We start from the raw sequence: 23,034 nt of genomic DNA, 5'->3' as shown, positions 1-23,034 counted from the left end.
AAAAGAGAGGAGAGATCTAAAGGTTTAAGGGAGAACTGCGGAGAGCGGTCCGCACACTGCGGTAACTGCGATAAGGAGCAGGATTCCTGCCAGGTGGATGGCAGGGGGAATGGTGTGGCGGGCCGGAATCGTTTCGTTGATAATTGTGCCAATGGTTTGGGTGAGCATTATGGTATCCTCCTTTTAGCGGGTATATCCGCTGATCCTCTGTGGACCCGGCCGCGATATAAATCCCGGGAAGTTGGAAAAAGAGATGCCAAAATTTTCGAAAAAAGAGAAGGTCAGATCTATTTCCTTGCAATCGTGATATACCCCGAATGGCTCACGCTTGTTGAGGGCCGGGTTCCCCTCTTGGACCGGGTCATCTCACGCTCGATGAGCTCGTGGGTATGGACCTCAGGGAACCGTGCCTGCGCAGCATCGACAACGATCGCCATCTGTTCCAGGAATGGCGTGTAGCAGGCCATGTATCCCCCGGCCCGGAGGTGGTCGCAGGCAAAGTCAACGTGCGCCGTCTCGATTTGCAGATCGAGATGGATCACATCATAGATGCCCTCCGCGGTAAGCACGTCAGCAGCGACAGCCTCCACGTTTTCGAGTTTTGCTTCTTTGATGTTCTTTGCCGCGAGCGCCGAGAATTCTGGCCTGACCTCATAGGTCTTCACATGTGCTGCGATCCCTCCAAAATAGATCGCAGCGATTCCGCTGCCGGTGCCGGCGTCAAGCACCTCGTCGTTCCTGTTCATCCCGGTAAACGCGATCACAAGGCCGATGTCTTTGGGGAGCATCGGGGCTCCCGAACGCTTGCCGTGCACGAAAAAGTCTGTCGGGCGCGGGAGCCGGAGCACGAACTCCTGTCCCGTATGGGTAGTAAAAACATCGCCCGGGGCCGCACCGACCAGCGGTTCAAGCTCGAGCTGGCCCTTGTCGGTTGAGAGTTTTCCCGGGCCGGCGCGGACAAAAAATTCCCTTCCTGCGCCGACTAAAAGGACACGATCGCCGGCTTCGATCATGGCGAGGAAAGTTTCACGATCGCTTCAGCGATATCGCCCCTGGTGGCGACAAGCGCCTCTTTTGCCTTCTCTGGCGGCACCTGTGCCTGTTCGGCCACCATCGCGATGTCTTCAGCAGGAATCTCGACTGCCGCTTCCTCAAAGTGCGGGGTGCCCGTGACCTGGTAACTGGTGGACCCCTGCATGGTCATCACGGTCACTTCTGCCTCATCAAAAACCCAGTTCCCCTTCGGGGTCTTAATGACAATACTCTGGACGTCCTCAATCTGCTCGACCTGCATGCCGAGCTTCTTCATCATCGTCTTCATCTGGCGCGGATTGATGTTTCCTGGAAGCATTTTTCTCACTCCCCTGCCGTACTCTTACCGCTGCACCGTAATTAAATGCAAGCATCTCCTTACCTGAAAGGAGCGCAGCGCCGCAGGCTAAAAGCCGATCGCCACCTGCAACCACAAGCACATCATCTCCCGCGCGGATCTGCGGGTCGGCTTCGAGCACGTGCTTTGCAAACGTGTTCTTGCCCTGTGCAACAAACCCGGCCACGTCTTCACGGATCACTACCCGGTAGCCGGGTGCCGGAAGGGCCGCGTGGAGCCGTCGCGCCCCCTCAATCCCGAGCGTAAGCCTGCCATCAGATGCACGGATGGTTGCAAGCCGGACATCATTGTACAGGATCTGGCGTACCCTTCCCGTAGTAGAGAGCAGAAACCTGCACCCTTCAGGGAAGAGCGCAGTGCCGCACAGGCCCCCGAACTGGTAGTCAGCGATTGCCTGCACCCGTGCGAGCGAACTGTTCTCCGAGTATCCTGTTGACACGGTTGACAAACTCCTGTTCTGCGGTTTTCGGGATAAATGCTCCGGCGGCGATCTTGTGACCCCCGCCGCTGCCTCCGTATTCTGACGAGGCTTCGCTTACTGCCTGCTGGAGGTCGACGCCCCGGGCTATCACCCGTTCGTTTGTCCTCATCGAGACTTTCAAGAGGTTCTTGTCCTCCGGCACCTCGCACAGGATCAGGATGGGTTTGTTCGCGTTCAGCTTGGAAAGTGCCATTCCTGCCCCGATCCCAACGATGGTGTCCGGGTACTTCCCCCCGACATCGATGTACTGGACGTGTTCAAGCTCGGTCACACCGGTCTCAATGATGTACTGGAGGAGGTCCCGGATAATCGCACGGTGGTTCCCCAGCATGTGCTCCGCTTCCCGGTAGGCCTGCCCCCGGTCACCTTTTAAGATGGCACTCCCTACCGCGGGTTTTGTCCACCGGCCGCAGGCGTTGAGGACCGTTGCGTACTCCTGCGCATTCCGGAGCGGGGTTCTGGGGATCTCATCCGGGAACCGGTAGGTCTCCGCCAGGAGCCGGTCCACGCTCTCGCCGTTTGCGATCAACTGCTGGGCAAGCGCGGAGATGATCTGGCGCCGGTCATCATCGGAGAGTTCTTCCCATACGTACCAGCGTCCGTCAGATGTCTGCTGGACGATCCCGAGTTTCTTTAAGAACTGTTTTGCGCCGTCAGGGTTGTTACTGATTCCTTTAATGAACGGGTCGTCATTGTAGGCAAGCGAGAGGTGGACCGGCCGCGTGGCTGTTCCATAACAGTTGAGGTCTTTTTTGCAGACCTTCACCGAGCGGTGCCGGACACCATCCTCCACGATCTGTTCGCGGACCGGGCCGACAAGGCCGCAGGTTTCCCGCGCCATCATGTCTCCGACGTTTCCTATCACCGCAAGTTTTGCAAGGTCGATGTTTGCTTCGTCCAGTGCCTTTGCAATAAGATACGAGACACCAGCAGCGCTCATCTTTGTGTACCCGTAGGGGAGGCAGTTGACCTGCGGGTACGTAATCTCACCGGGCTGGCTGACGTGATGATCCACAATCAGGACGTCCTTTTCCTTAAGTCCCTTTGCTGCAAGGAGGTTCTGCTGGCCGGCGCCAAGATCCGTGAAGATCTTAAACGAGGAATCGTCAGGCACCTGGGGCATGGTGAGCGGTTCAAGCTGCCGGACAAAAACGGAGCGGACCGGAATACCCTGCCTTGCTATTGCCTGCGAAAGAATAGCTTCACAGGAGATGCCGTCGGCATCGATGTGGGAGATGATGGTAATTTCGTGTGCGGCCGCAATCTGTTCGGATGCAGCCTTCACCTCATCGGAAAAACCCATTGCCTAATATTTAGGGAGTTCTTAATTGATGAAGTGTAGCATTATGCGGCCCGACCTTTCCACCTGTGCTGAGGAGTTCACTGAGACCGGCATCGTCACTCACGAGCGGATGCGGGTAATAGACGCGAACGCCCGGGCACTGGGGGTCTCCGGACTCCAGCTCATGGAGAGCGCAGGGAGGGCACTTGCAGATGCCGTGCTTGAGTACACGCCAAAAAATGTGCTCGTGGTGTGTGGCCGGGGCAACAACGGAGGCGACGGGATGGCCGCGGCCAGGTACCTCCAGCATGGGGTGGATACAACGGTATGTTACTTAGACCATGGCGACCGCAGCCCCTCCTGCTCCCTGCAACTCAAGGCTCTTTTGGGGTGCCGGGTCAGGCTTTCCCCGTTTATTTCAAGCGACGATCTGCGCTCCCTCGCCCCCCTTTTTGGCAAAGCGGATGTGATCGTTGATGCCCTGCTTGGGACCGGGACAGCGGGGGTACCCCGGGAACCCCTTGCCACCTGTATCGCTATGGCAAACGCGTCTCAGGCAAGGATTGTCGCAGCTGATATTCCGACATCGGGGATGAGAGCGGACCGGATCTGCGCCTTCCACCGTCCCAAGGTTGAAGGATCGACAGCCGCTGATATCGGGATCCCGATCGAGGCGGAGATCTGCACCGGCCCGGGAGAGATCACTCTTCTCCCGGCCCGGCAACGGACCCGTCACAAGGGGGATGGCGGCGAGGTGCTCATCATCGGGGGCGGGCCGTACCAGGGTGCACCGTACCTTGCCGGTCTCGGGGCGCTCCGCGCCGGCGCGGATATCGTCCGGGTGGCATCGCCTGTTTTTGAACCGGTGCCGGACCTTATCTATGAACGCCTGTTCGGGGACAGGATTGGTGAGGAGCACACGGAACTGCTCATCGCCCTCGCGGAGCATGCGGATGTGGTTGTCTGCGGGAACGGCCTCGGGAAAGAGAGTCATGGGGCGGTGCTGGCGGTGGCCCCGTACTGTAAAAAAGTGGTCTTTGACGCGGACGCCCTCCGGCTGCCCATTCCCCGGGCCGCACAGGAGACGGTGTACACCCCCCATGCCGGCGAGTTTGCCCGGATCGCGGGAAAATTCCCTCTCCCCGGTGATGCAACCGATGCCTGCGGCAGGGCGCGTGCGGCGCGCGCGGCGGCAAAGAATCTTCGCGCCACGATCCTTCTCAAGGGCCCGGTGGATGTGATCACGGACGGGAGCCGTACGCGGTTCAACCGGACCGGCGATCCGGCCATGAGCGTGGGCGGGACCGGGGATGTTCTGGCAGGGGTTACGGGTGCGCTCCTCTGCCACCTACCGGCGTTTGAAGCAGCCTGCATTGCCGCGTACGTGACCGGGCGGGCAGGAGAGCGCGTAGCGGAAATGCGGGGAGAAGGGATGCTTGCTTCCGATCTCGTGAACCATATCCCGGAAGAACTGTTCGTGAGGCATGCGTAATGGTCGAGTTTACCCATATATCGGATGGCAGGGCACAGATGGTGGATATCAGCGCAAAACCCGATGTGGTGCGCGAAGCGGTGGCACAGGGGAGGATCTACCTGCGGCCGGCCACCCTTGCCGCGATCCGGGAGGGTTCGGTGGTCAAGGGCAATGTGCTTGCCACGGCCCGGGTTGCCGCCACCCTCGCGGTCAAGGATACGCCCCGGATCATCCCGATGTGTCATACGATCCCGCTTGGCGCTGTCACGGTGGACTTTACTGAAGGTGACGGGTACATCGAGGCGACGGTTGTCACCAAATCGACCGGGAAGACTGGCGTTGAGATGGAGGCGTTGACCGGTGTCTCGGTGGCGCTCCTTACCATCTGGGACATGGTCAAGTCCGCGGAAAAGGATGAGAACGGCCAGTACCCTGTGACCTGTATCGAGGGGATTCGGGTTGTGGAGAAGAAGAAGGGGCAGTGAGTTTCGTCAACATTTTTTTGTTTGTCTCTCACTATTATCCCAAAGTGCTTCTCTTGGGGGTTTTGCCCCGGCCGCTGTGCTCCTCCCTGTGATATCCCTACGCGCAAAATTCCTTATCGGGTTTTGTGCTACCCATTGCCGGAGCAGATTTTAGCGGGTAATTGAGCCGCTGCAGGAGTACTCCTTCGGGGCGGCAGCAGAAATCCCTTCGGGAAAGTGTGGTCTCCTTGTCAGTGAAGTGCTTGTGAAATGGCCTGCGTACTTTAATATCCCCCTTATCCAATTCTATAGAACCGCGGGATTCGTCCCGTTACAAAGGAATGTAGCCCGTCATGGGCCGAACCTTGAGGTGTTATCGCACATGGTAAAATCGATGTACGCATATGTCAGGGAGGCATGGGCCCGCCCTGACAAGTCTGATGTAAAAGCACTGCTCTGGGACCGGATGCAGGTGTGGCGCCGCGAGGGCAGCGTTACCCGCATCGACCGCCCGACCCGTATCGACCGCGCCCGCGCGCTCGGGTACAAGGCCAAGCAGGGTATTGCAGTTGTCCGCGTGCATGTGCGCCGTGGCGGCCGCCGTGCTTCACGGTATGTCCGCGCCCGCCGGTCCGCACGCATGGGCAAGAACAGTTCCACTCCGGGCAAAAGCATCCAGCGGATTGCCGAGGAGCGTGCATCCGTCAGATACCCGAACATGGAAGTGCTCAACTCCTACTGGGTCGGCCAGGATGGTAAGCTGAAGTATTACGAGGTTATACTTGTTGACGGCCACCACCCCTCGATCCAGAGCGACAAGAACCTTGCATGGCTTGCAAACCCGACTCACCGCGGCCGGGCAGAGCGCGGCAAGACTTCGGCAGGCCGGAAGGGCCGTGGCATGCGGACACGGGGCCGGGGCACCGAAAAGACCCGCCCGAGCATCCGCTCCCACGCAAACCAGGGCAAATAATCTTATCTTTTTTTACGGCAAGGGTATCTCATGAAGATCACCGATGCCTGTGTGTTCCCGTATCCTGTCGGTGACTCATCAGTGCGCCGTTTTGCGCTAGAAGCCCGCTCGCTCGGGTATGACAGTCTCGTTGCGGCAGATGCCACAGCGGCCACGATCTGCGGTGTCAATATTATCCCCGGCGTGATACTTGTCGGCGTTTCCGCAAAGGATGTCCAGAGCCGGGCAAAAAAGAGCCGGGGCACCGGGGGAATCATCTCCGTCCAGATGGGAGACAATGGCTTTAACCGGGCCGTTGCCGGGACAAGCGGTATCCATATCCTGCGGGGGATTGCGACAGCCGACAAGCAGGCATTCGATCATGTAGCCGCAAAGATCGCTGCCGACAACAACACCGCCCTCGATATAGATCTCTCTCCCATTATCTTCGGGCGCGGACACCTGAGGCAGAAAGCAATCCACCGGTACCTCGATCTCATGGTCCTGCACCGGCGGTTCGAATTCCCGCTTACGATCTCGTCTTTTGCCTGCTCGGTCCTTGGCCTGCGGGCCGTACGGGATGCAGCCGGCCTCTGCTCGCTCTTTGGGATGGATGAAATCGATGTTCAGGCAGCGCTTGCCGGGGTTTCCCGGGTTATGGTGAGGGGCGGGGCAGCCGTCAGGGTGATCTAGATGAGCATTCGCCCCCCTACGCTCCGGGAAAAGAAACGGTACGTGCTTGCCCGGATCGATCCGGCCGGTATATCTCCCGATCCAAAAGACCTGTATTACGCGGTGTACGAGGCAGTAGTCTCGCTGTTTGGCGACATGGCCGCGGCAGCAATGCAGCCCTCCGTGCTTTCGGTGGAGAAGGGCTGCGTTATCCTGCGTTGCCGCCGGGGTGCCGAGCGGGAATTTGCGATTGCCCTTTCCACGCTCTCCGGTTGCCGGGACACCTTGCTCACCCTCCGCGTTCTTGCCGTCTCGGGCACCATCGAGAGCCTGCGGGAGCGGATCGCGGAAATCGCATCCCGGAAAGATCCCGGGGACCGCCCAAAAGATGTGGTTTTACCTTCAGCAGAAGGGACAAGCGAACCTTCCCTGTACCGGTTCGGTTCCGAACCGGTTGACATAATCGTATGGGACGGTCGCAAGGTTGATGCATTAGAAAAGGGATTTAAAAATGCACGCCGATTGTTCTTAACAACTGAGGATCTGGAGATTATACATGCAACCACAATACCAGATGGGCTATGACCGGGCGATAACTGTTTTTTCGCCTGATGGCAGGCTGTACCAGGTAGAGTATGCCCGGGAAGCGGTAAAGCGCGGGACAACCGCAGTCGGAATTAAGGCACATGACGGGGTTGTGCTGATTGTTGACAAGCGGGTCAGCTCCAAGCTGCTCGAGTCCTCATCGATCGAGAAGATCTTCAAGATCGATGAGCATATCGGGGTGGCCTCATCAGGCCTTGTCGGGGATGCACGGGCCCTCGTGGACCGGGCTCGGATCGAGTGCCAGATCAACCGTGTCTCCTATGATGAGCGCATCGAAGTTGAGGCACTGGCAAAGAAGCTCTGCGACCATATGCAGACCCTTACCCAGTACGGCGGTATCCGCCCGTACGGCACTGCCCTCCTTATCGCCGGGGTAAGCGATGGCGAAAGCCGGCTTTTCGAGACCGATCCTTCAGGCACGCTGCTTGAGTACAAGGCAACCGGTATTGGTATCGGCCGGCCGGCCGCGATGAAGGTTTTTGAAGAGGAATACACTGCAGATCTCGCCCTCAAGGATGCGATCCTTCTTGGCCTCAAAGCCCTGCACTCCGCAACAGAGGGCAAATTTGATGTCGACACCGTGGAGATGGGCATAGTTGAGAGCAGCACCGCGCAGTTTAAGAAGATGACCAAGGAAGAAGTCGCATCGTACGTCGGACAGTTCAAGCAGTGATCCGGTATGATTCCCCTTGAGAACGCGGTGGTTGCCCGTCTGGAAAGTTACGGGGAACGCTTCGAGATATTAGTCGAGCCCCATCTTGCAGCACGGATAAAACAAGGTGAGGACATCAATATCGAAGATGCTGTCGCAGCCTTAAACGTGTTCGGGAATTCCTCGAAAGCCACCCGGGCATCCGAGGAGTCGCTGGAAAAGGTATTCCACACCTCGGATTTTGCAACTGTGGCAAAGAAGATTATCGAGAAAGGCGAAATCCACCTGACCTCAGACCAGCGCCGGGAGATGACCGAGGAGAAGCGCCGGCAGGTAATCACGTTTATTGCACGAAACGCGGTCAACCCCCAGACCGGCCACCCCCACCCGCCGCAGCGGATCGCGATGGCCATGGAAGAGGCACGGGTCAATATCGATCCTTTCAAGCACGTGGATGAACAGGTCAAGGAGACTGTTAAGGCGCTGCGCCCGCTCCTCCCTATCCGGTTTGAGGAACTCCGGCTCGCAGTGAAGATCCCTCCCGATTTTGCTGCCCGCGCATACGGGGATATAGCGGCTGCATGCACCATGGAGAAGGACGAGTGGCAGAAGGACGGTTCCTGGGTCTGCGTTGTACGTATTCCGGCCGGCATCCAGGGCGAGTTCTACGACCTGATAAACAAGCTTTCCAAAGGCGAAGGACAGGTAAAGATCCTCAATCAAGTATATTAATTGCGACGACAAATATAGCAAGACAGTTTGGTGGACAGTTATCATGGCAGGCTCTGAACATTCAGCAAAAGGAAAAGTAACCGGCAGTGCCGGTCGTTTCGGCTGCAGGTACGGACGCTTCGTGCGCAAGCGTGTTGCAGAGATGGAGAAGATCTCGCGTGCATCCCACCGTTGCCCCAAGTGCGACACCCAGTCTGTGGAGCGCAAGGGCACCGGTATCTGGCTGTGCCGGAAGTGCGGGTATAAGTTCGCCGGCGGCGCATACCAGCCCGAGACCCCGACCCTCCGTGTTGCCCTCCGTGCGATCGACCGTACTCGTGCAGTCGAAGGCAAGACCCCGTAAGCGGTACCGAGAATGGCAAGTACCTACAAGTGCGCCCGGTGCAAACAGAAAGTGGAGATCGACGTTAACGTCCGGTGTCCCTACTGCGGCCACCGTATTCTCTTTAAAGAGCGCGGCGCAGCGATAAAAGAGCTCAAAGCCAGGTAAATGAAGTGCCGGCACGAGAACCGGCCGTTCCCTTTTTTATTCCGTTTGTCGTATACCTTTCCGAGGTATTCAAAGTGCCGCCGCACGATGCCCTGTTCCGGTTCACTACCGTTCATGCGGATCGGATCTACCGCTCGCTCCTTCCCGAGCTCAAAGATGAAGTCAATCCGAGATCCGTTGCGACCTGCTGGGTAGAGGAGGCCAACACGCTGGTACTCCGGATCGAGGCACAGGATCTTGCAGCGCTCCGGGCGGCGCTCAATATGTTCCTTCGCCTGGTCAGCATTGCCGAAGAGATGCAGCAGATTGCATAAAAAAAGACCGGCACGGGAACACTTCCGCCAAAAAAAGAATTTTGCGGAATCATTTTTATTGCTGGCAGATGAACCTAGATACGGAAGATTCAATCATGCAGAACATATCCCCCAAGGTCCAGAACCAGTTTGCGATGCTCCAGCAGGTCCAGCAGCAGCTCCAGACCGTTCTCTCTCAAAAAGCCCAGTACGAGATGGCGGTACGCGAGGCCAAGCGCGCCGCAGAAGAGGTAAAGGACGCTGCCGATGACACGCCCATGTACCTGAGTATCGGGACGGTCATGGTGCAGAAGAAGAAAGACTACATTGACGGGAAGCTGACCGAGAAGGTAGAAACGCTCGAACTCCGGATCAAGTCCCTGGAAAAGCAGGAGACCCTCCTGCAGGGCAAGTTCGAGCAGCTTCAGTCCCAGATCAAGGCCGCACTTGAGGGGAAGGGCGCCCCGAACGCGGCATAAGTTTTTTTTTTTAAATTTTACCTTTCACCGGGTGGTTACGTGCTGCCCAAAAATGATACATTCTCTTTTGTGGGATCTGTAGTGAAGGTCTTTTTGCATCTTTGCTGCGTTAGTGGTGGGCAAAGCACATTTTTGTAAGATAATGCCACATCAACCGCGTTCTCTCAACAGGTATATTTTTTACAATGTCAAATACACAAGAATGAAAAAACGTGATGCAGGCCTCATACTTGGGATGTTTTTTGTCCTTATGGCAGTATACTTCCCGATTACCGCGTTTGTATTTAATGGTGGGTTTACCAGTGCCATCGGAATAGAAGCGTTCTCTCTTAACGCAGCACTGGCAGCGATCATCACCGCACTGATTTATACCCTGGTTGCAGAGAAGGGTCAGACTGAAGCGGATGAGGAAGAAGAAGACGAAGAAGAAGACGAAGAAGAAGACGAAGAAGAAGACGAAGAAGGGGATGAAGAAGAGGAAGAAAACGGCGTGAAAAAAAAGGAACTCTCAAAAGAGGAAAAACCAGAAACAAAATAATTCGATTTTTTCTTCTCTTTTTGCTTTATTGAAATCCCGGATGGGAATTGTAAGAACGCTCTTTTAGGTCTCCGTCAATCTCTGCCCGGGGCCCCCGTGTGGTCTTTTCGTGCTACTAAAAAAGGTACCACCGGGGTTTACTCCCTGCTTGTCAGGTTGATCGCGTTTACGAGAGCATCGACCGAGGCAAGAACGATATCGTCCCCGCTCCCGCTTGCATCGTAGATACGCCCGTGCTCGTCTTCGACAGCAATCGTCACGTGGCACATCGCGTCCGAGCCTCCGCTGATAGCTTCGATATTGAACTCGGTAAGCTGGATCCGGGCCGGAATGATCCCGACAATCGCCTTGAGCGCCGCGTCCACCGGGCCGTTTCCCACACTGGAGAAGACATGCTCGGTACCGTTTACCTGCGCCCGCACGCTCGCGGTTGGGATCACGTGGTTGCCGGTCATGATGGCAATGTCTTCCAGCCGGAGCACTTTTTTGCCGACAGCAATACCCATAACACTTTCTGCGATCTCGTAGAGATCGGCGTCGGTCACCCGTTTCCCCCGGCTTGCGATCGCCTTGACCCTCTCGACAATGGTATCCAGCTCAGCATCACCGGGCTCGATATGGACATCGATAAGCATCTGGCGCACGGCATGGCGACCTACGTGCTTGCCCAGAGTCAGCCGGCGGCGGTGGCCGACCATCTCGGGGGTCATGATGCCGGGTTCGAAGGTCTCGGAGCACTTTAAGACGCCCTGCGTGTGGATGCCGCTCTCGTGAGAGAAGACGTTCTCCCCGACTACCGGCTGGGTGGGAGGGATCCCGATACCCGAGAACCGGGAGATCAGGCGCGATGTCTCGACCAGGCGCTCCTTTGTGATCCCGGTTCGGATTCCATAGATGGACTCCATGATCATCACGGTCTGGGCAAGGTCGGCATTGCCGGCCCGTTCCCCGAGGCCGTTGACCGTCACCTGCACCTCTGAGGCGCCGGCTTCCACCGCAGCGATCGTGTTTGCCACCGCTAGCCCGAAGTCGTTGTGGCAGTGGACATCGAGCGGGCAGCCGACCTCGCGGGCGAGCCGGCCCATCAGGGTCTTCATGCCCGAGGGAGAGATGACCCCAACGGTGTCCGGGATGTTGATGATCGTGGCGCCAGCTGCTGCTGCGGTCCGGCAGACCTCAACAAGGTAGTCCGCGTCCGTCCGGGTTGCATCCATCGGCGAAAACATGCATTTGTCCACGTGGTCGCGGACATAGCGGACGATATCGCCGGTGATCCCGAGCACCTGCTCGCGTGTCTTGTTGATCGTGTTCTCCCGCTGGATGTCCGAGGTCGGGATAAAGACATGAATCATGTCGACATCGCAGTCTATGCAGGCGTCCACGTCGGCTTTCACCGATCGGGCGAGCCCGCAGATGTTGGCCGACAAACCCAGTCGTTTGATCGCGGCGACGGTCTCTTTCTCAGGCGCAGATGATGCAGGGAACCCTGCCTCGATGGTATGCACGCCGATGTCAGAAAGCTGACGGGCAATATCGATCTTCTGTTCGAATGTGAAGGCAATCCCCGGGGTTTGTTCCCCGTCGCGGAGTGTCGTATCAAAAACGGTCACGTCATTCTTCGCACGGCTATCGGTGAAGAAGACGATCCCCCGCAAAATCCTTGCGAGCCATGGTAATTCATACGGGCCCGGATTATTTAAAGAAACCCTGCACCACGATCTTTTATGCCGGTTCTTTCTCCCTGAAAAACTCTCTGCTCCTACGATATGTTTAATAGGAAACTGTCCCTACATTATTAGGCAGTGCCCCGCCTTAACTCAGCCTGGTAGAGTGCGCGGCTGTAGTATGGTTTGCCGGTATCGGCAACTGCGCGGCTACCGCGATGTCCCCGGTCCGAATCCGGGAGGCGGGATAAACTGTACCAAAGAGCCCAGGTAGTGTAGCGGCCTATCATGATTGCCTGTCACGCAATCGACTCGGATTCGAATTCCGACCTGGGCGTTTACAACGTTTTTTAGTGTTTATTCTGTTGCTGCGATAGGTCTATCGCTGTGTTTTCATTAAACGAGCCCGGTTTCCTGTGTGATCGCATTCTGTCTGTAAGCGTTCATTTTGACAAAGACTGGCGGGCAGTCCTTACTGCTGATCAGCAGATCCTGTCTTTTCCCGGTCAAGTGCTGTCTGGATACACCCCGCCAGGTCCCGCGGATGGACCGGCTTCCTGATGACATCGGCGATCACTCCGCCAAACCTCTGGCGGTCCTCTGGAGGGAGATCCCATGCCGACACAATAATGACCGGGATCCCGTTTATCGAAGTACTTTTTTTCTGTTCTTCCAGGAACTGGAGTCCGGTGATCGGGGACATCATCAGGTCAAGAAGAATCAGGCTGGGCGCCGGATCCTCACAGGGCAGGCTCGCCAGCGCTACTGCGGGGTCCGTAAAGGTACAGGTATCATATCCAAAAAAGGTCAGGGTCTGGGAGAAAACCTCGACAATTGAGGGATCGTCGTCGATTACTGCGATCTTGTCCATAGATATTATTTCTCTTTAATACAGCGTATCTAATGAATGTGCCCTTTTTCTTTTAAAGAGCCCACATCATGTCATGCTCATCTCTCTAGTTCTGACAGGCCAATAGCACTTCCCAGGATATTTGCTGCTATGTGCATGGCCTCGATCTCCTCTGCCGGCCAAGAACGGTCGGTTCCATCGACAAAGAAGATCAGGCCGTACGGCATTTCCCGGACCTCAATTTCGAGGACAGCCATGCATGAAAAGCGATATGCGGCAAAGGTGGACCGGATCTCCGGAGCAAAATCCCCAATCCCGAGGGTGACTGCGGCCCCGCGTGCCAGATCGTGCATGTGTGGCTCAAGCCCCAAAGATGAGGGGGCGATCTTCCTGACAAGGGGTGAATGAACAAGGCCGGCAGAATCCTGGAATGTCCATTCGTCAGCCAGAGTGAGCATGGACCGGTCTGTCCCGTTATAGCGAAACAGGGCAATCCTTGCAAGGTCCATGGCGTTTCCCAGGCTCTCAAGGATTGGCCGGTATCCCGGTTCTCCCGAATGTGCAGGGTCATGGTGCGGGACAATCCGGTGATGGTCTGCGAACTGCCTGAGGAACCATTCGATCCCGGAACCCAGCGCAAGCAGGATGGCATCGCGCTTCTCAATCTCCCGGTCCAGCCGGTGCCGGTACAGGGCGATCTCGATATTCGAGCGGATCTCCCGCTCATTAAAAGGTTTGACAATGTACCCGAACGGCCCGGTTTTTTTTGCGCGGGCAAGGAGAAGATCATCGGCATATGCGGTAACGTAGATGATCGGGGTGGTACGGATTGTCTGGATCCTTTCTGCTGCGGAAATCCCGTCCATCTTTCCTGAAAGCATGATGTCCATGAGAATGAGATCCGGTTTTTCTCTCTCTGCAAACGTAATGGCGTCTTCACCGGACCCGGCTATGCCGGCGATCTCATACCCAAGCGATACAAGCGTCCTGCTTAAGTCTTCTGCCACGACCCGTTCGTCTTCCACAATCAGTATCCGTGCTGTCATCATCATTCCTCACGTTCCGGCGTGCCGGGGGATCCTGAGGACAAACCGGGTTCCCGTGCCGTTCTCTTCTTTTTCAATGGTCCCTCGGACCTGCTCGATCAGGGTCACCACCAGGTGCATGCCCAGTGACGGTGAATTGCGCCAGTCAAAATCCACCGGCATCCCTGCCCCGTTATCCTGTACTGAGATGACAATCGTATCAATTGTCTGCGATCCCGTGATCATGATCTCCCCTCCTGTCTGCGGAGTAAACGCATGCTTGAGGGCATTGGCGATCAATTCGTTTAAGATCAGGCCTATCGGGATGGCGCGGTTGATATCCAGTGAGAGATCGGCAATCTCCACCTTGAATGCCACCCGGCCCTGGTTTACCGAATAGGTATTGAACAGGTACCGGGTGAGATCCCGAAGATAATCGCCGATATCGATATGCGCGAGATCGATAGACCGGTAGAGTTTCTCATGGACCAGCGCCATGGACCGGACCCGGCTCTCGCTGTCAAGAAGGATCGCCTGCATCCCGGGATCGGTGATATGGCGGTTCTGGAGCCGGAGGATGCTGATGATGATCTGGAGGTTATTTTTTACCCGGTGATGGATCTCGCGGAGCAGGACCTCTTTTTCCTCAAGGGTGGCATTAAGCTGATCGGTACGCTGGATGACCCGCTGTTCAAGTGCACGGTTCAGCGACCGGATCTCCTCTTCCATCATTTTGCGGTCTGTGATATCGACGAATGTGGACTGGAATAACCGCTCCCCCCCGCGCAGGATCCTGGCACTGTTAAGGAGGACGGGAAAAGTACTGCCATCGCGGCGCCGGCACACCAGCTCGTAATCGCTGACAGAGCCTTTGGCAAGGACGGTGCCTGCCAGCTGTAGCCGGATTTCGGAATCCGCGTAAAAAGAAGAGATATTGGTTGAACCAATCTCGTCCCGGGTGTACCCGAACATCCCGAGCATGGTCTCGTTTATCTCGAGTATGTTTCCCGCGATATCGGTAAGGGTGATCCCGACCGGCGATCGGCGGAAAAGGCTGCGGTACCTCTCCTCACTTTCCTCAAGGGCGATCTGGGCTTTTTTCCGGTCAGTGATATCATGGGAGATTCCCAAGACCCCCAGCACGTTATTCTCTGCGTCAAACAGCGGAGAAAGCCGGGCTTCGATCCAGATGTTGCCGGAAGGCAGGTTCTCGATCAGCTCAGTTTCCGACGGCTCGCGTGTTTCAACGATGTGCTGTATCCCGATGAGATGGTTCCGGGCGGTATCGGGCAGGAAAATATCGTTGAGGTGTTTACCTATGATATCTTCCGGCTTCATCAGCAGTCCCTCTGCTGCACGGCGGTTGACAAACCGGATATGCCCCTCCGGGTCGATAAAATAAATCATATCCGGAGAAGTTTCTGTAAAGAGCCGGTATTTCTCCTCGCTTTCCCCAAGGGCCCGCTGTGCCTTACGGACCTCCGTGATGTCCCTGATGATCCCCATAGCGCCCACGATTGCGCCGTTGGCGTCATGGATCGGCGAATAAATCCCCTGTCCCCACCCTTTTTTACCGGTCCGGCCAAAGATGAACGGGATATCTGCAGACTGCCCGCTCTTTCCTTCGAGTGCCTTGAGGAGCAAAACATCGATCCCCTCCTCTTTGAGGAACGGGAAGATCTCAAAGACATCCTTTCCCAGCACCTCCTCTGCCGGGTAACCGGTCAATTCTTCCATAAACCGGTTCCAGAGGGTGATATGGAGATCCCGGTCATATCCTATGATGCCTTCTCCCGCACCGTTGATCACCTGGCGCAGGAATTCCTCTGATTCGCGAACCTTTGCCTGGCTTTCCAGGAGCGCCTGCTCTATCTCCTTGCGCTGTCCGATGGGCCGGGTTGTGATCACAATGCCGTCTACCCCCTGAACCCCCAGCAGATTTGCGCCAATGGAATCAACCCAGATATAGGTGCCATCTGCACGGCGTACCCGGAATTCCGTTGGAATGCCATCGTTGGTCTGGTCAAATATTGTCTGGAAATCTGATCTTACCCGCTCTACATCGTCAGGGTGGATATAGGGCCAGGGCTCCTTCCCTGTCAGGGCTCCCTCCGGGTAGCCAAGTATTCTCTCCGTTGAAGGGGACTCGTACCGGATCTTTCCCTGACGGTCAAGGATTCGTATCATATCGGATGCATTCTGGATGAGCAAACGGAACCGGGTTTCGCTCCCTTTTAGGGCATCTTCTGCCGCCTTTCTCTGGGTGATGTCCCGGTTACTTCCTCTGCGTCCAAGATATTCTCCATCGGGGCTATAGATCGGATGGCAGACATGCCCGATCCACATGAGGTCTCCCTTTTTTGTCCGGATGCGGAATTCGAGGATCCCGGTATCCGGGGAATTACTGAGTTGATCGCAATGGGTCCGGAATCTCTCCCTGTCCTCCGGGACGATGAGATCATCGAAGAGTTTTTCGTTGCGGTAGAATTCATCCGGGGGATAACCGCTGATCCGCTCGCAGGAAGGAGATACATAGACAAATTTTCCATCGGCACCGATCCAGTACTCCCAGTCAAAAGTATAATCGGCAAGGGTCCGGAATTTCTGCTCGCTTGCAAAGAGTGCATCCTGTGCCCATTTTTTCTCAGTGATGTCGGTCAGCACGTTGAGGGTTGCCGGCTGTCCTTCAAACAGGATGGCTGCGCCCCGGATCTCAACCCAACGCAAAGGACCGCCACCCGGGGCAGCAACCTTAACAACATAGGGCAGTACCGGGCCGCCACCGGCCCGTTTTTTTATCGCCCCGCGGACAATCTCCTGCGACTCTTCCGGGATATACGCTAAGATATTGGTGTGTTGTAATTGTTCTGCGGGCCTTCCCACCAGCCGTGTGATCGCCGCGTTGACATAGAGCAGCTTGCCCTCACGGTGGACGATCACAAAGTCCGGGAGTTCATCGACAAGCGTGCGGTACCGCTCCTCGCTCTCGCGCAGGGCTTTTTCGGCACGGATCCGATCGGTAACGTCGAGATCTGCGCCACGGTAGCCAAGAAGCGTGCCGTCATAGGCAAGGACCGGGATGCCTCGGGTTTCCAGCATGACGATGCGGCCGTCCTTGTGTAGGTTGGGATTGATAAAATTACCGAATGCTTTTTTTTCCTTGAATGCGGCGAGCGCCGCGTTCATGAGAGTCACTCTCTGGCCGGGTTCGAAATAATCGTAAAAATACGTTCCCACGATCTCTTCCGGGGTATACCCGAGAAGATTTTTCACGACCGGGCTGCTGTAGGTGTATCTGCCGTCTGCATCCACTTCCCAGATCCATTCTCCTGCGGTCTCGGCTACCTGGGCAAACCGTTTGCTGCTTTCGGCAAGAGCCTTTTCCGCACACCTGCGTTCGGTAATGTCCCGTGCTATGATAAGGACCTGGACGACTTTGTCGTTTTCACCTGGTATCGGCTGGATAATATTATCGTACCAGCATCCCGCGTGCTCATCCTCAAAACGTTCCATTTTTCCTGTTTTGAACACATTTTCAACTTTCCTGCGTCGCACTGATGCGAGATCGGCCGGGAGATAATCGTAAATGCAGGTTCCTAAAACCTCAGGAGGGGTCTTCCCCATTCCTTTTGCAAGGGTAGGGTTCAGATCGAGGATAGTACCGCTCCGGTCGAGAAGTGCGATCGAATCGGCAGGATTGTTCAGGAGGGCGCGCAGTACTGACTCCCTTGTGGTCAACCGGTGGAGAAGTACCCGTTCTGACTGGCGGTTTTTCCATATCCCGAGCGAACGTTCGGTGATATGGGCAAGATCATCAAATACCGCTTTGCCCTTCACAAGATAGTCGACAGCGCCCCTCCGGACCAGCCGGGTACCCTCGGCCTCGTTCCCGTAACTGGTCATGACAATGACCGGGAACTGCAGTTCTTCCGGACTCTCTGGCAGCAGTTCTTCGCCGCTCCCATCAGGAAGCCCTCTGTCCAGGATCAGGAGGTCCGGCGGATCGGCCAGGATGCTCTTTCGTGCTCCTGCAAGGGTTGTTTCGATCGTCAGCCGGTACGGCGTTTTGTATGCCAGAAGCCCGCGCCGGATCAACTCGGCATGGGATGGATCGTCTTCAACAATAAGAAAATGAAATGTTTTATCGTGGGGAGGCTTTGCCGGGGGGCTTTTTTGTGATTGTCGTATTTTGGATCTCTTCATGTATTACTCGCCGGCACAGGAGGGGACATTCCAGCCCAGCCAGTAGTGCCCGAGGCTTTCCATAACCCTGGTAAATTTTCTGAATTCCGTAGGCTTGACTACGTAACTGTTTGCACCGGAATCATAGGAGCGCAGGATATCGTTTTCTGCATCGGAACTGGTGAGAATTACAACCGGGATGCGCTGGAGGCCGGGTGTCTTTTTTATCTCCCTGAGCACATCAAGACCATCGACCTTGGGAAGCCTGAGGTCGAGGAGTACCAAGTGTGGGCGTGGATTCGTTTCTGCAGTTTTTGCAAATCCTCCCTTGTTATGCAGAAAATCAAGCGCCTGCTGGCCATCACTGACATGGAAGATCACATTCTCTATGTCCAGCTCCCGGAAGCTCCGCATCACCAGCTCGGCATGAGCCTCGTTGTCTTCCACAAGCAGGATAACCGGTGGATCTCCTTGCGATTCCGCCATGTAAATCACTCTCTTCCTTTTCCCTTATTATGTGTATCTGTCTCTGCCGTCAGTGCCAGGGGAAGCGTAAACAGGAACGTGGTCCCCTTACCCGGGCCTTCAGACTCCACCCGGATCGTCCCTCCGTGGACCTCTATGATCCGTTTGACTATGGCAAGGCCGGCACCGGACCCTTCTTTAAGGACATCCAGTTTTTCAAACAGGTTAAAGATCCGCTCGTGGTATCTCGGGTCGATCCCGATCCCGTTGTCCCGGATAAAGAACACCGGCCGATTGCCGTCTTCGTGAACCCCGATGTGGATCTCCGGGTGCTGCTGGTCGCCCATGAACTTGATTGCGTTCTCGACAAGGTTTGTCACCACTTCGCGGACCCGCCCACGGTCGACACTGACCACCGGCATATCCGGATAGATAGTAACCGTTACTTCCCGTTTTTTTAAGGGGGCATTCAGGAGTTCTATTGCTTCCTGTGCGATTTCGGTAAATGACACGTTTTCCGGAGGATTGACGATCCTACCGATCCTTGAGAGGTTCAGGAGGTCCTTTAGGAGCATCTCCATTTTCTCTGTGGCCGCATCAATGCGATCGAGATCGCGTTTCACAGCAGCGGTATCATTGTTCCGGATGTCTTCTTCGACAAGACCGGCAAATCCCCTGATGGTGATGAGCGGACTTTTGAGGTCATGGGACACGGTATACGTAAAGCGTTCGAGTTCGGCATTTTTCTGCTCGAGATCCGTTATGAGGGCTTCCCGCTGCCGTGCCAGCCTCTCGCGTTCAGCTTCGATCGCTTTCCGTTCCGTGATATCCCGCGTGATGCCGGAGATTCCCATGATTGCACCGGTGCTGTCATGGATTGGGTTGAGTACGACCTCGTAATCATGGACAGCGCCGTCCGGCATGGGTGTTTTTGTTTCGGCAGTAAGTGAGATATCCGTTGTATAAACCCGGCTGTGCAGAGCATCCCATTCCCTGCAGATTTCCCGGGGAAAGCCCAGTTCCTCATGCGTTTTCCCGATTATCTGGTCCGGCCGCATGTGCATGTTTTCGCAGAGCTTCCGGTTGGCGCTGGTAAATCTGCCGGCCCTGTCGTAGCTGTAGATAGAATCCTTGGAAGAATCATTAACGAGACGGAGCCGCTCCTCGTTCTCCCTGAGCGCCTCCTCTGCTTTTTTGCGATCCGTGATATCATGGATAATGGAGAACAGGTACTGCCTGCTCCCTACGCTGATGGGTGACGAGTGAATCTCCACCGTCCGCACGCTCCCATCGGAAATACGGTGAGGGGCAACAAAATACTGCAGGGATCCCTCTGAAATCTCCCTGCGGAGCCGGGCAACCTCTTCAGGGGAAAGCTGGTTGATCTCTCCTATCTTCATGGTGCAGAGGACATCCCGGGGATACCCGTAAAAGGCTGATGCCGCCGGGTTAACATCAAGGATGGTGCCGGTCCAGGGATCGAGCATAAGCATGACCGCATTGTTCTTTTCAAAGAACTGGTGGAAGCGTGCCTCACTCTCTCTGAGCGCTTCTTCTGCACGTTTACGATCAGTGATATCGGAAAAGATCGCTACAAAATGTTCCGGTGCGGAGGAATATGCAGAAACATGCAGCCATCTCTATGAGGGACTGAATTCTATATCAAACGATTCAGGGTTCCCGGTCCGGGCAACCCGTCCGTAAATCTCAAACAATTGCGGGAATGCAGTGCGGATACCCGGGAACACTTCGGTGACCGGTTTTCCGATCACGGTGCCGGCACCAATAATCCGATCGAATGAATGGTTGACAGCCAGGTATACGAAGTCCACCGGCTGGCCATCATTATCATAAAGCATGCGGCAATGGGCAAGCCCTTCCTGCATGTTTTCGAACAGAGAGCGGTACTGCTCCTCGCTCTTTTTCAGTGCTGCCTCCGCGGTTTTGCGTTCTGATATATCCAGGACAAAAGCAACGCCCTCAAGGAAGTGATCGTCAAGCATCGCTCCTGCAATGAGAACCGGGAAACATGTACCGTCTTTACGGAAGTACTCCTTCTCGAAGGGTGCCCTGTTGACGCCGCGTTCCCTGAGTTCCTCCAGAGATTTTTCATCCTGCTCCCTGAACTCGTCCGGCGTCATGGCGCCCCAGTCGATCCGGTCTGCAAGGAGATCTTCGCGGGTGTACCCGGTCATGGAAAGGAATTTGTCATTGGCATCAGTGATCTTCCCGGTGGTAGTCCAGAAGATCACCCCAAAGAGGCCTGATTCGTAGAATCGCCGCAGGCGCTGTTCGCTCGATCGAAGGGCCCTCTCACTTGCCTCGAGCTGCTCATAGTTTTGCCTGAGTTCTTCTTCAGTCGAAGTCAGCTGCTCATAGGCTGCATTCAGTTCCGCATGTTTTTCCTGCAGTTCCTGCTCTGCTTTCTTTTTTTCAGTGATATCCCGGCCGGTCACCACAGAACCGACGATCCTGCCGGTTACATCGCGGATGGGGCTATAACTGTAACTGCCCACCCATGTTTCTCCAGTATCCTTTCTTTTGAGGGCAAATTCCACGTTTGTCCCGGTCTCGCCCTGAAGGGCACGTGGCACTGCCCACATATCCAGCGGCGCCGGCGTCCCATCGGCCATGAGCACATCGAGAAATGCCGGGTATTCTGCGAGGGTCGTAGCGCACTCGGCCTTATTCTTAAACCGGTGGAACGTAGCAAAGGCATCGTTGAACTCAATAAACTTCCCCTCTGTATCCGAGATAAAGACTGCATCTGTCATGCTGGCAAGCGCAGCGGCAAGTTTTGTCCGGCTTTCACCGAGTGCCATCTCTGCTTGTTTACGCCAGGTGATATCTTCAGAGAAAATAACAATCCCGCCGATGGCATGATCCGAAGTATACCACGGGCGGACCTCCCAGGAGAGCCACTGGACTGTCCCATCCCCCCGTACAAACCGGTCCTCCTGTGCAGTCACCACTTCTCCTGCAAGACCACGCCGGTGAACCGCTTTCCACTCATCAGTAATTTCAGGGAAGATCTCGTAATGGGATCGACCGATGAGCTGCTGGTCTTTTAACTGGTAATCGGTCATCCACTTCTGGCTGACAACAAGGTAACGCATTTCCCGGTCAAACATCGCAAGCGCCGCCGGTGCATGCCTGATAAAAAGGCGGAGCCGCTCTTCGCTTTCCTGAAGTTTTTTCTGGCTTCCTGCCAGTTCCTCATAGTTCCCCCGCAGTTCTTCCTCTGTGGACGTCAGAAGCTCGTATGTGGTATTCAACTCATCGTAGTTCTGCCGGAGCTCTTCTTCTGCCTGTGCTCTCAGTTCCCGCTCGCGATCGATGGTATGACCTATACTTCCCGCAAGGATCGTAACTCCCCAGCTTGCAATGACGCAGAAGAGAATGAGGGTTAAGGAAAGCTCAATGGCCTGGTTTACATGGAAGATCGAGAGCAGGAGGATCGAGAGCTGGTTCTGGATAAGGACGAGCGTAATCGTGAAGGGGACAAAGAACCTGAGAAGACGTGCACGCGTGGATGGGCCGGAAAAATATACAAGCGGAAATACGGCCGGGCCGGCCGCTGCAATCATCCCGACACCGACAAACAAGCCGGCCAGTGCAGACGTGAAGGCTATGGGCAGGATTGAAGTGCCATAGAAGAACGGCATCTGGTACAGGTAGCTTGCGATAAAGAGAAAGCCGGCGAGCAGGCAGAATACTCCGAAAATTCCAATGAGTGAATGTTCATTTTTGTTCTCATCCGGGTACTCCTTCTTTACGATCAGCAAAAACAGGCCTATTGCCGCAGGGAGTATCATGAGCGCTGCCAGCGGCGAGATGGGAACAAGAGCGGTCTGAACAAAATGAGATGCGTTGGTGTTGATGAAGGATTCGATAAAAGAATGCCGGCCAAGGAATCCCAGGGGAAACTCGATCGCTACAGCGACCGCGATGAATGCTGTCACGGTCCCGAGGAGAACTTTTACAATCCGGGAGAATGGCCGTTTGCAGCAGAAGATCAGGACCAGACCGAAAAAACACCAGATCAGTGCTGCAGAAAGTGCTATAGGCCGGTAGCCTGAAAAAACGCTTGAAAGCGGGACAATCCCGAAAAACAGCCCAAAAAGCCCGGCCATTCCCAAAATTAGAGTGCCCGCACCGGAGACAATAAGGAGAATACGGATAACGTATGCGGCGTTCTTCCTGTCCTCCCCGCGGAGGATATCATTCGCATTTTGGGCAGAAGACATGATCTGCTGGCTCCTGATCGTTACTCTTTTAGGAACGCGGTTCCCCGGGGTATAAAGAGAGCATACCGGTAATAGGACAATATACTTTTTAATCTG

At 55.6% G+C, this 23,034-nt stretch carries 24 protein-coding genes and 2 tRNA genes; 14 read left to right on the top strand and 12 right to left on the bottom strand.

What is annotated here, in order from left to right:
* Positions 1-24: 24 nt before the first annotated feature.
* The 5 genes from MBOO_RS13980 to MBOO_RS09520 form a co-directional block, all read right to left on the bottom strand.
* Positions 25-168, bottom strand: a complete 144-nt coding sequence (locus MBOO_RS13980; protein WP_157677660.1) for a hypothetical protein — start codon at positions 166-168, stop codon at positions 25-27.
* Positions 169-287: 119 nt separating this feature from the next.
* Complete coding sequence (locus MBOO_RS09535; protein WP_012107398.1) at positions 288-1,013, bottom strand: rRNA adenine N-6-methyltransferase family protein; 726 nt, start codon at positions 1,011-1,013, stop codon at positions 288-290.
* The gene (locus MBOO_RS09530) at positions 1,010-1,351 is read right to left on the bottom strand and encodes a nascent polypeptide-associated complex protein (protein ID WP_048068425.1); all 342 of its coding nucleotides are present in this window, start codon (positions 1,349-1,351) and stop codon (positions 1,010-1,012) included. The genes MBOO_RS09535 and MBOO_RS09530 overlap by 4 nt, the downstream gene beginning before the upstream one ends.
* On the bottom strand, positions 1,275-1,829 hold the full coding sequence (locus MBOO_RS09525) for a PUA domain-containing protein (protein WP_012107396.1): 555 nt from the start codon (positions 1,827-1,829) through the stop codon (positions 1,275-1,277). The genes MBOO_RS09530 and MBOO_RS09525 overlap by 77 nt, the downstream gene beginning before the upstream one ends.
* Positions 1,774-3,174, bottom strand: a complete 1,401-nt coding sequence (locus tag MBOO_RS09520) for a DHHA1 domain-containing protein (RefSeq protein WP_012107395.1) — start codon at positions 3,172-3,174, stop codon at positions 1,774-1,776. Before MBOO_RS09520 ends, MBOO_RS09525 begins: the two co-directional genes overlap by 56 nt.
* Positions 3,175-3,202: 28 nt before the next feature.
* On the opposite strand from MBOO_RS09520, the gene MBOO_RS09515 reads away from it, so the two are divergent.
* The 12 genes from MBOO_RS09515 (at position 3,203) to MBOO_RS13975 (ending at position 10,505) form a co-directional block, all read left to right on the top strand.
* Complete coding sequence (locus MBOO_RS09515) at positions 3,203-4,645, top strand: bifunctional ADP-dependent NAD(P)H-hydrate dehydratase/NAD(P)H-hydrate epimerase (RefSeq protein WP_012107394.1); 1,443 nt, start codon at positions 3,203-3,205, stop codon at positions 4,643-4,645.
* Complete coding sequence (gene moaC, locus MBOO_RS09510; protein WP_012107393.1) at positions 4,645-5,112, top strand: cyclic pyranopterin monophosphate synthase MoaC; 468 nt, start codon at positions 4,645-4,647, stop codon at positions 5,110-5,112. The genes MBOO_RS09515 and moaC overlap by 1 nt, the downstream gene beginning before the upstream one ends.
* Positions 5,113-5,473: 361 nt before the next feature.
* Positions 5,474-6,064, top strand: a complete 591-nt coding sequence (locus MBOO_RS09505) for a 50S ribosomal protein L15e (RefSeq protein WP_012107392.1) — start codon at positions 5,474-5,476, stop codon at positions 6,062-6,064.
* A gap of 30 nt (positions 6,065-6,094) precedes the next feature.
* Entirely contained in the window at positions 6,095-6,736 is a 642-nt protein-coding gene (locus tag MBOO_RS09500) for an RNase P subunit p30 family protein (protein ID WP_012107391.1), read from the top strand.
* The gene (locus MBOO_RS09495) at positions 6,737-7,300 is read left to right on the top strand and encodes an Rpp14/Pop5 family protein (protein WP_012107390.1); all 564 of its coding nucleotides are present in this window, start codon (positions 6,737-6,739) and stop codon (positions 7,298-7,300) included.
* On the top strand, positions 7,272-7,994 hold the full coding sequence (gene psmA / locus MBOO_RS09490; RefSeq protein ID WP_012107389.1) for an archaeal proteasome endopeptidase complex subunit alpha: 723 nt from the start codon (positions 7,272-7,274) through the stop codon (positions 7,992-7,994). Before MBOO_RS09495 ends, psmA begins: the two co-directional genes overlap by 29 nt.
* A gap of 6 nt (positions 7,995-8,000) precedes the next feature.
* The gene (locus tag MBOO_RS09485) at positions 8,001-8,705 is read left to right on the top strand and encodes a ribosome assembly factor SBDS (RefSeq protein ID WP_012107388.1); all 705 of its coding nucleotides are present in this window, start codon (positions 8,001-8,003) and stop codon (positions 8,703-8,705) included.
* A 43-nt stretch (positions 8,706-8,748) separates the two neighbouring features.
* Positions 8,749-9,048, top strand: a complete 300-nt coding sequence (locus MBOO_RS09480; protein WP_012107387.1) for a 50S ribosomal protein L37ae — start codon at positions 8,749-8,751, stop codon at positions 9,046-9,048.
* 12 nt (positions 9,049-9,060) lie between these two features.
* Positions 9,061-9,195: a DNA-directed RNA polymerase subunit P gene (locus MBOO_RS09475; RefSeq protein ID WP_012107386.1), complete on the top strand. Its 135-nt coding sequence runs from the start codon at positions 9,061-9,063 to the stop codon at positions 9,193-9,195.
* 5 nt (positions 9,196-9,200) lie between these two features.
* Positions 9,201-9,509 carry a KEOPS complex subunit Pcc1 gene (locus MBOO_RS09470; RefSeq protein WP_012107385.1) on the top strand — a complete coding sequence of 103 codons (309 nt, stop codon included), beginning with the start codon at positions 9,201-9,203 and terminating at the stop codon, positions 9,507-9,509.
* A 95-nt stretch (positions 9,510-9,604) separates the two neighbouring features.
* On the top strand, positions 9,605-9,967 hold the full coding sequence (locus tag MBOO_RS09465; RefSeq protein ID WP_048068720.1) for a prefoldin subunit beta: 363 nt from the start codon (positions 9,605-9,607) through the stop codon (positions 9,965-9,967).
* Between the two features lie 202 nt (positions 9,968-10,169).
* Positions 10,170-10,505: a hypothetical protein gene (locus tag MBOO_RS13975; RefSeq protein ID WP_048068424.1), complete on the top strand. Its 336-nt coding sequence runs from the start codon at positions 10,170-10,172 to the stop codon at positions 10,503-10,505.
* Between the two features lie 137 nt (positions 10,506-10,642).
* On the opposite strand, the gene MBOO_RS09455 is transcribed toward MBOO_RS13975, so the two are convergent.
* Complete coding sequence (locus MBOO_RS09455) at positions 10,643-12,160, bottom strand: 2-isopropylmalate synthase (protein ID WP_048068423.1); 1,518 nt, start codon at positions 12,158-12,160, stop codon at positions 10,643-10,645.
* A 151-nt stretch (positions 12,161-12,311) separates the two neighbouring features.
* On the opposite strand from MBOO_RS09455, the gene MBOO_RS09450 reads away from it, so the two are divergent.
* Both MBOO_RS09450 and MBOO_RS09445 read left to right on the top strand, forming a co-directional pair.
* Positions 12,312-12,417, top strand: a tRNA-Tyr gene (locus MBOO_RS09450).
* 16 nt (positions 12,418-12,433) lie between these two features.
* Positions 12,434-12,506 (top strand) — tRNA-Asp (locus tag MBOO_RS09445).
* A gap of 135 nt (positions 12,507-12,641) precedes the next feature.
* On the opposite strand, the gene MBOO_RS09440 is transcribed toward MBOO_RS09445, so the two are convergent.
* The 6 genes from MBOO_RS09440 to MBOO_RS13175 form a co-directional block, all read right to left on the bottom strand.
* Positions 12,642-13,040, bottom strand: coding sequence for a response regulator (locus MBOO_RS09440; protein ID WP_012107381.1), 399 nt, complete (start codon positions 13,038-13,040; stop codon positions 12,642-12,644).
* 77 nt (positions 13,041-13,117) lie between these two features.
* Positions 13,118-14,065 carry a response regulator gene (locus MBOO_RS13595; RefSeq protein ID WP_232385597.1) on the bottom strand — a complete coding sequence of 316 codons (948 nt, stop codon included), beginning with the start codon at positions 14,063-14,065 and terminating at the stop codon, positions 13,118-13,120.
* 9 nt (positions 14,066-14,074) lie between these two features.
* On the bottom strand, positions 14,075-18,247 hold the full coding sequence (locus MBOO_RS09430; protein WP_012107379.1) for a PAS domain S-box protein: 4,173 nt from the start codon (positions 18,245-18,247) through the stop codon (positions 14,075-14,077).
* Positions 18,248-18,250: 3 nt separating this feature from the next.
* Positions 18,251-18,712: a response regulator gene (locus MBOO_RS09425; RefSeq protein ID WP_012107378.1), complete on the bottom strand. Its 462-nt coding sequence runs from the start codon at positions 18,710-18,712 to the stop codon at positions 18,251-18,253.
* Positions 18,713-18,717: 5 nt separating this feature from the next.
* Positions 18,718-20,268, bottom strand: a complete 1,551-nt coding sequence (locus MBOO_RS09420) for a sensor histidine kinase (RefSeq protein WP_269677932.1) — start codon at positions 20,266-20,268, stop codon at positions 18,718-18,720.
* A 63-nt stretch (positions 20,269-20,331) separates the two neighbouring features.
* Entirely contained in the window at positions 20,332-22,938 is a 2,607-nt protein-coding gene (locus tag MBOO_RS13175; protein WP_012107376.1) for a PAS domain S-box protein, read from the bottom strand.
* Positions 22,939-23,034 lie beyond the last annotated feature (96 nt).

This window comes from Methanoregula boonei 6A8, from assembly GCF_000017625.1.
Lineage (GTDB): Archaea > Halobacteriota > Methanomicrobia > Methanomicrobiales > Methanospirillaceae > Methanoregula > Methanoregula boonei.
Note: the sequence above shows the minus strand (reverse complement) of the source record. Positions and strands in the feature narration are given on the sequence as shown.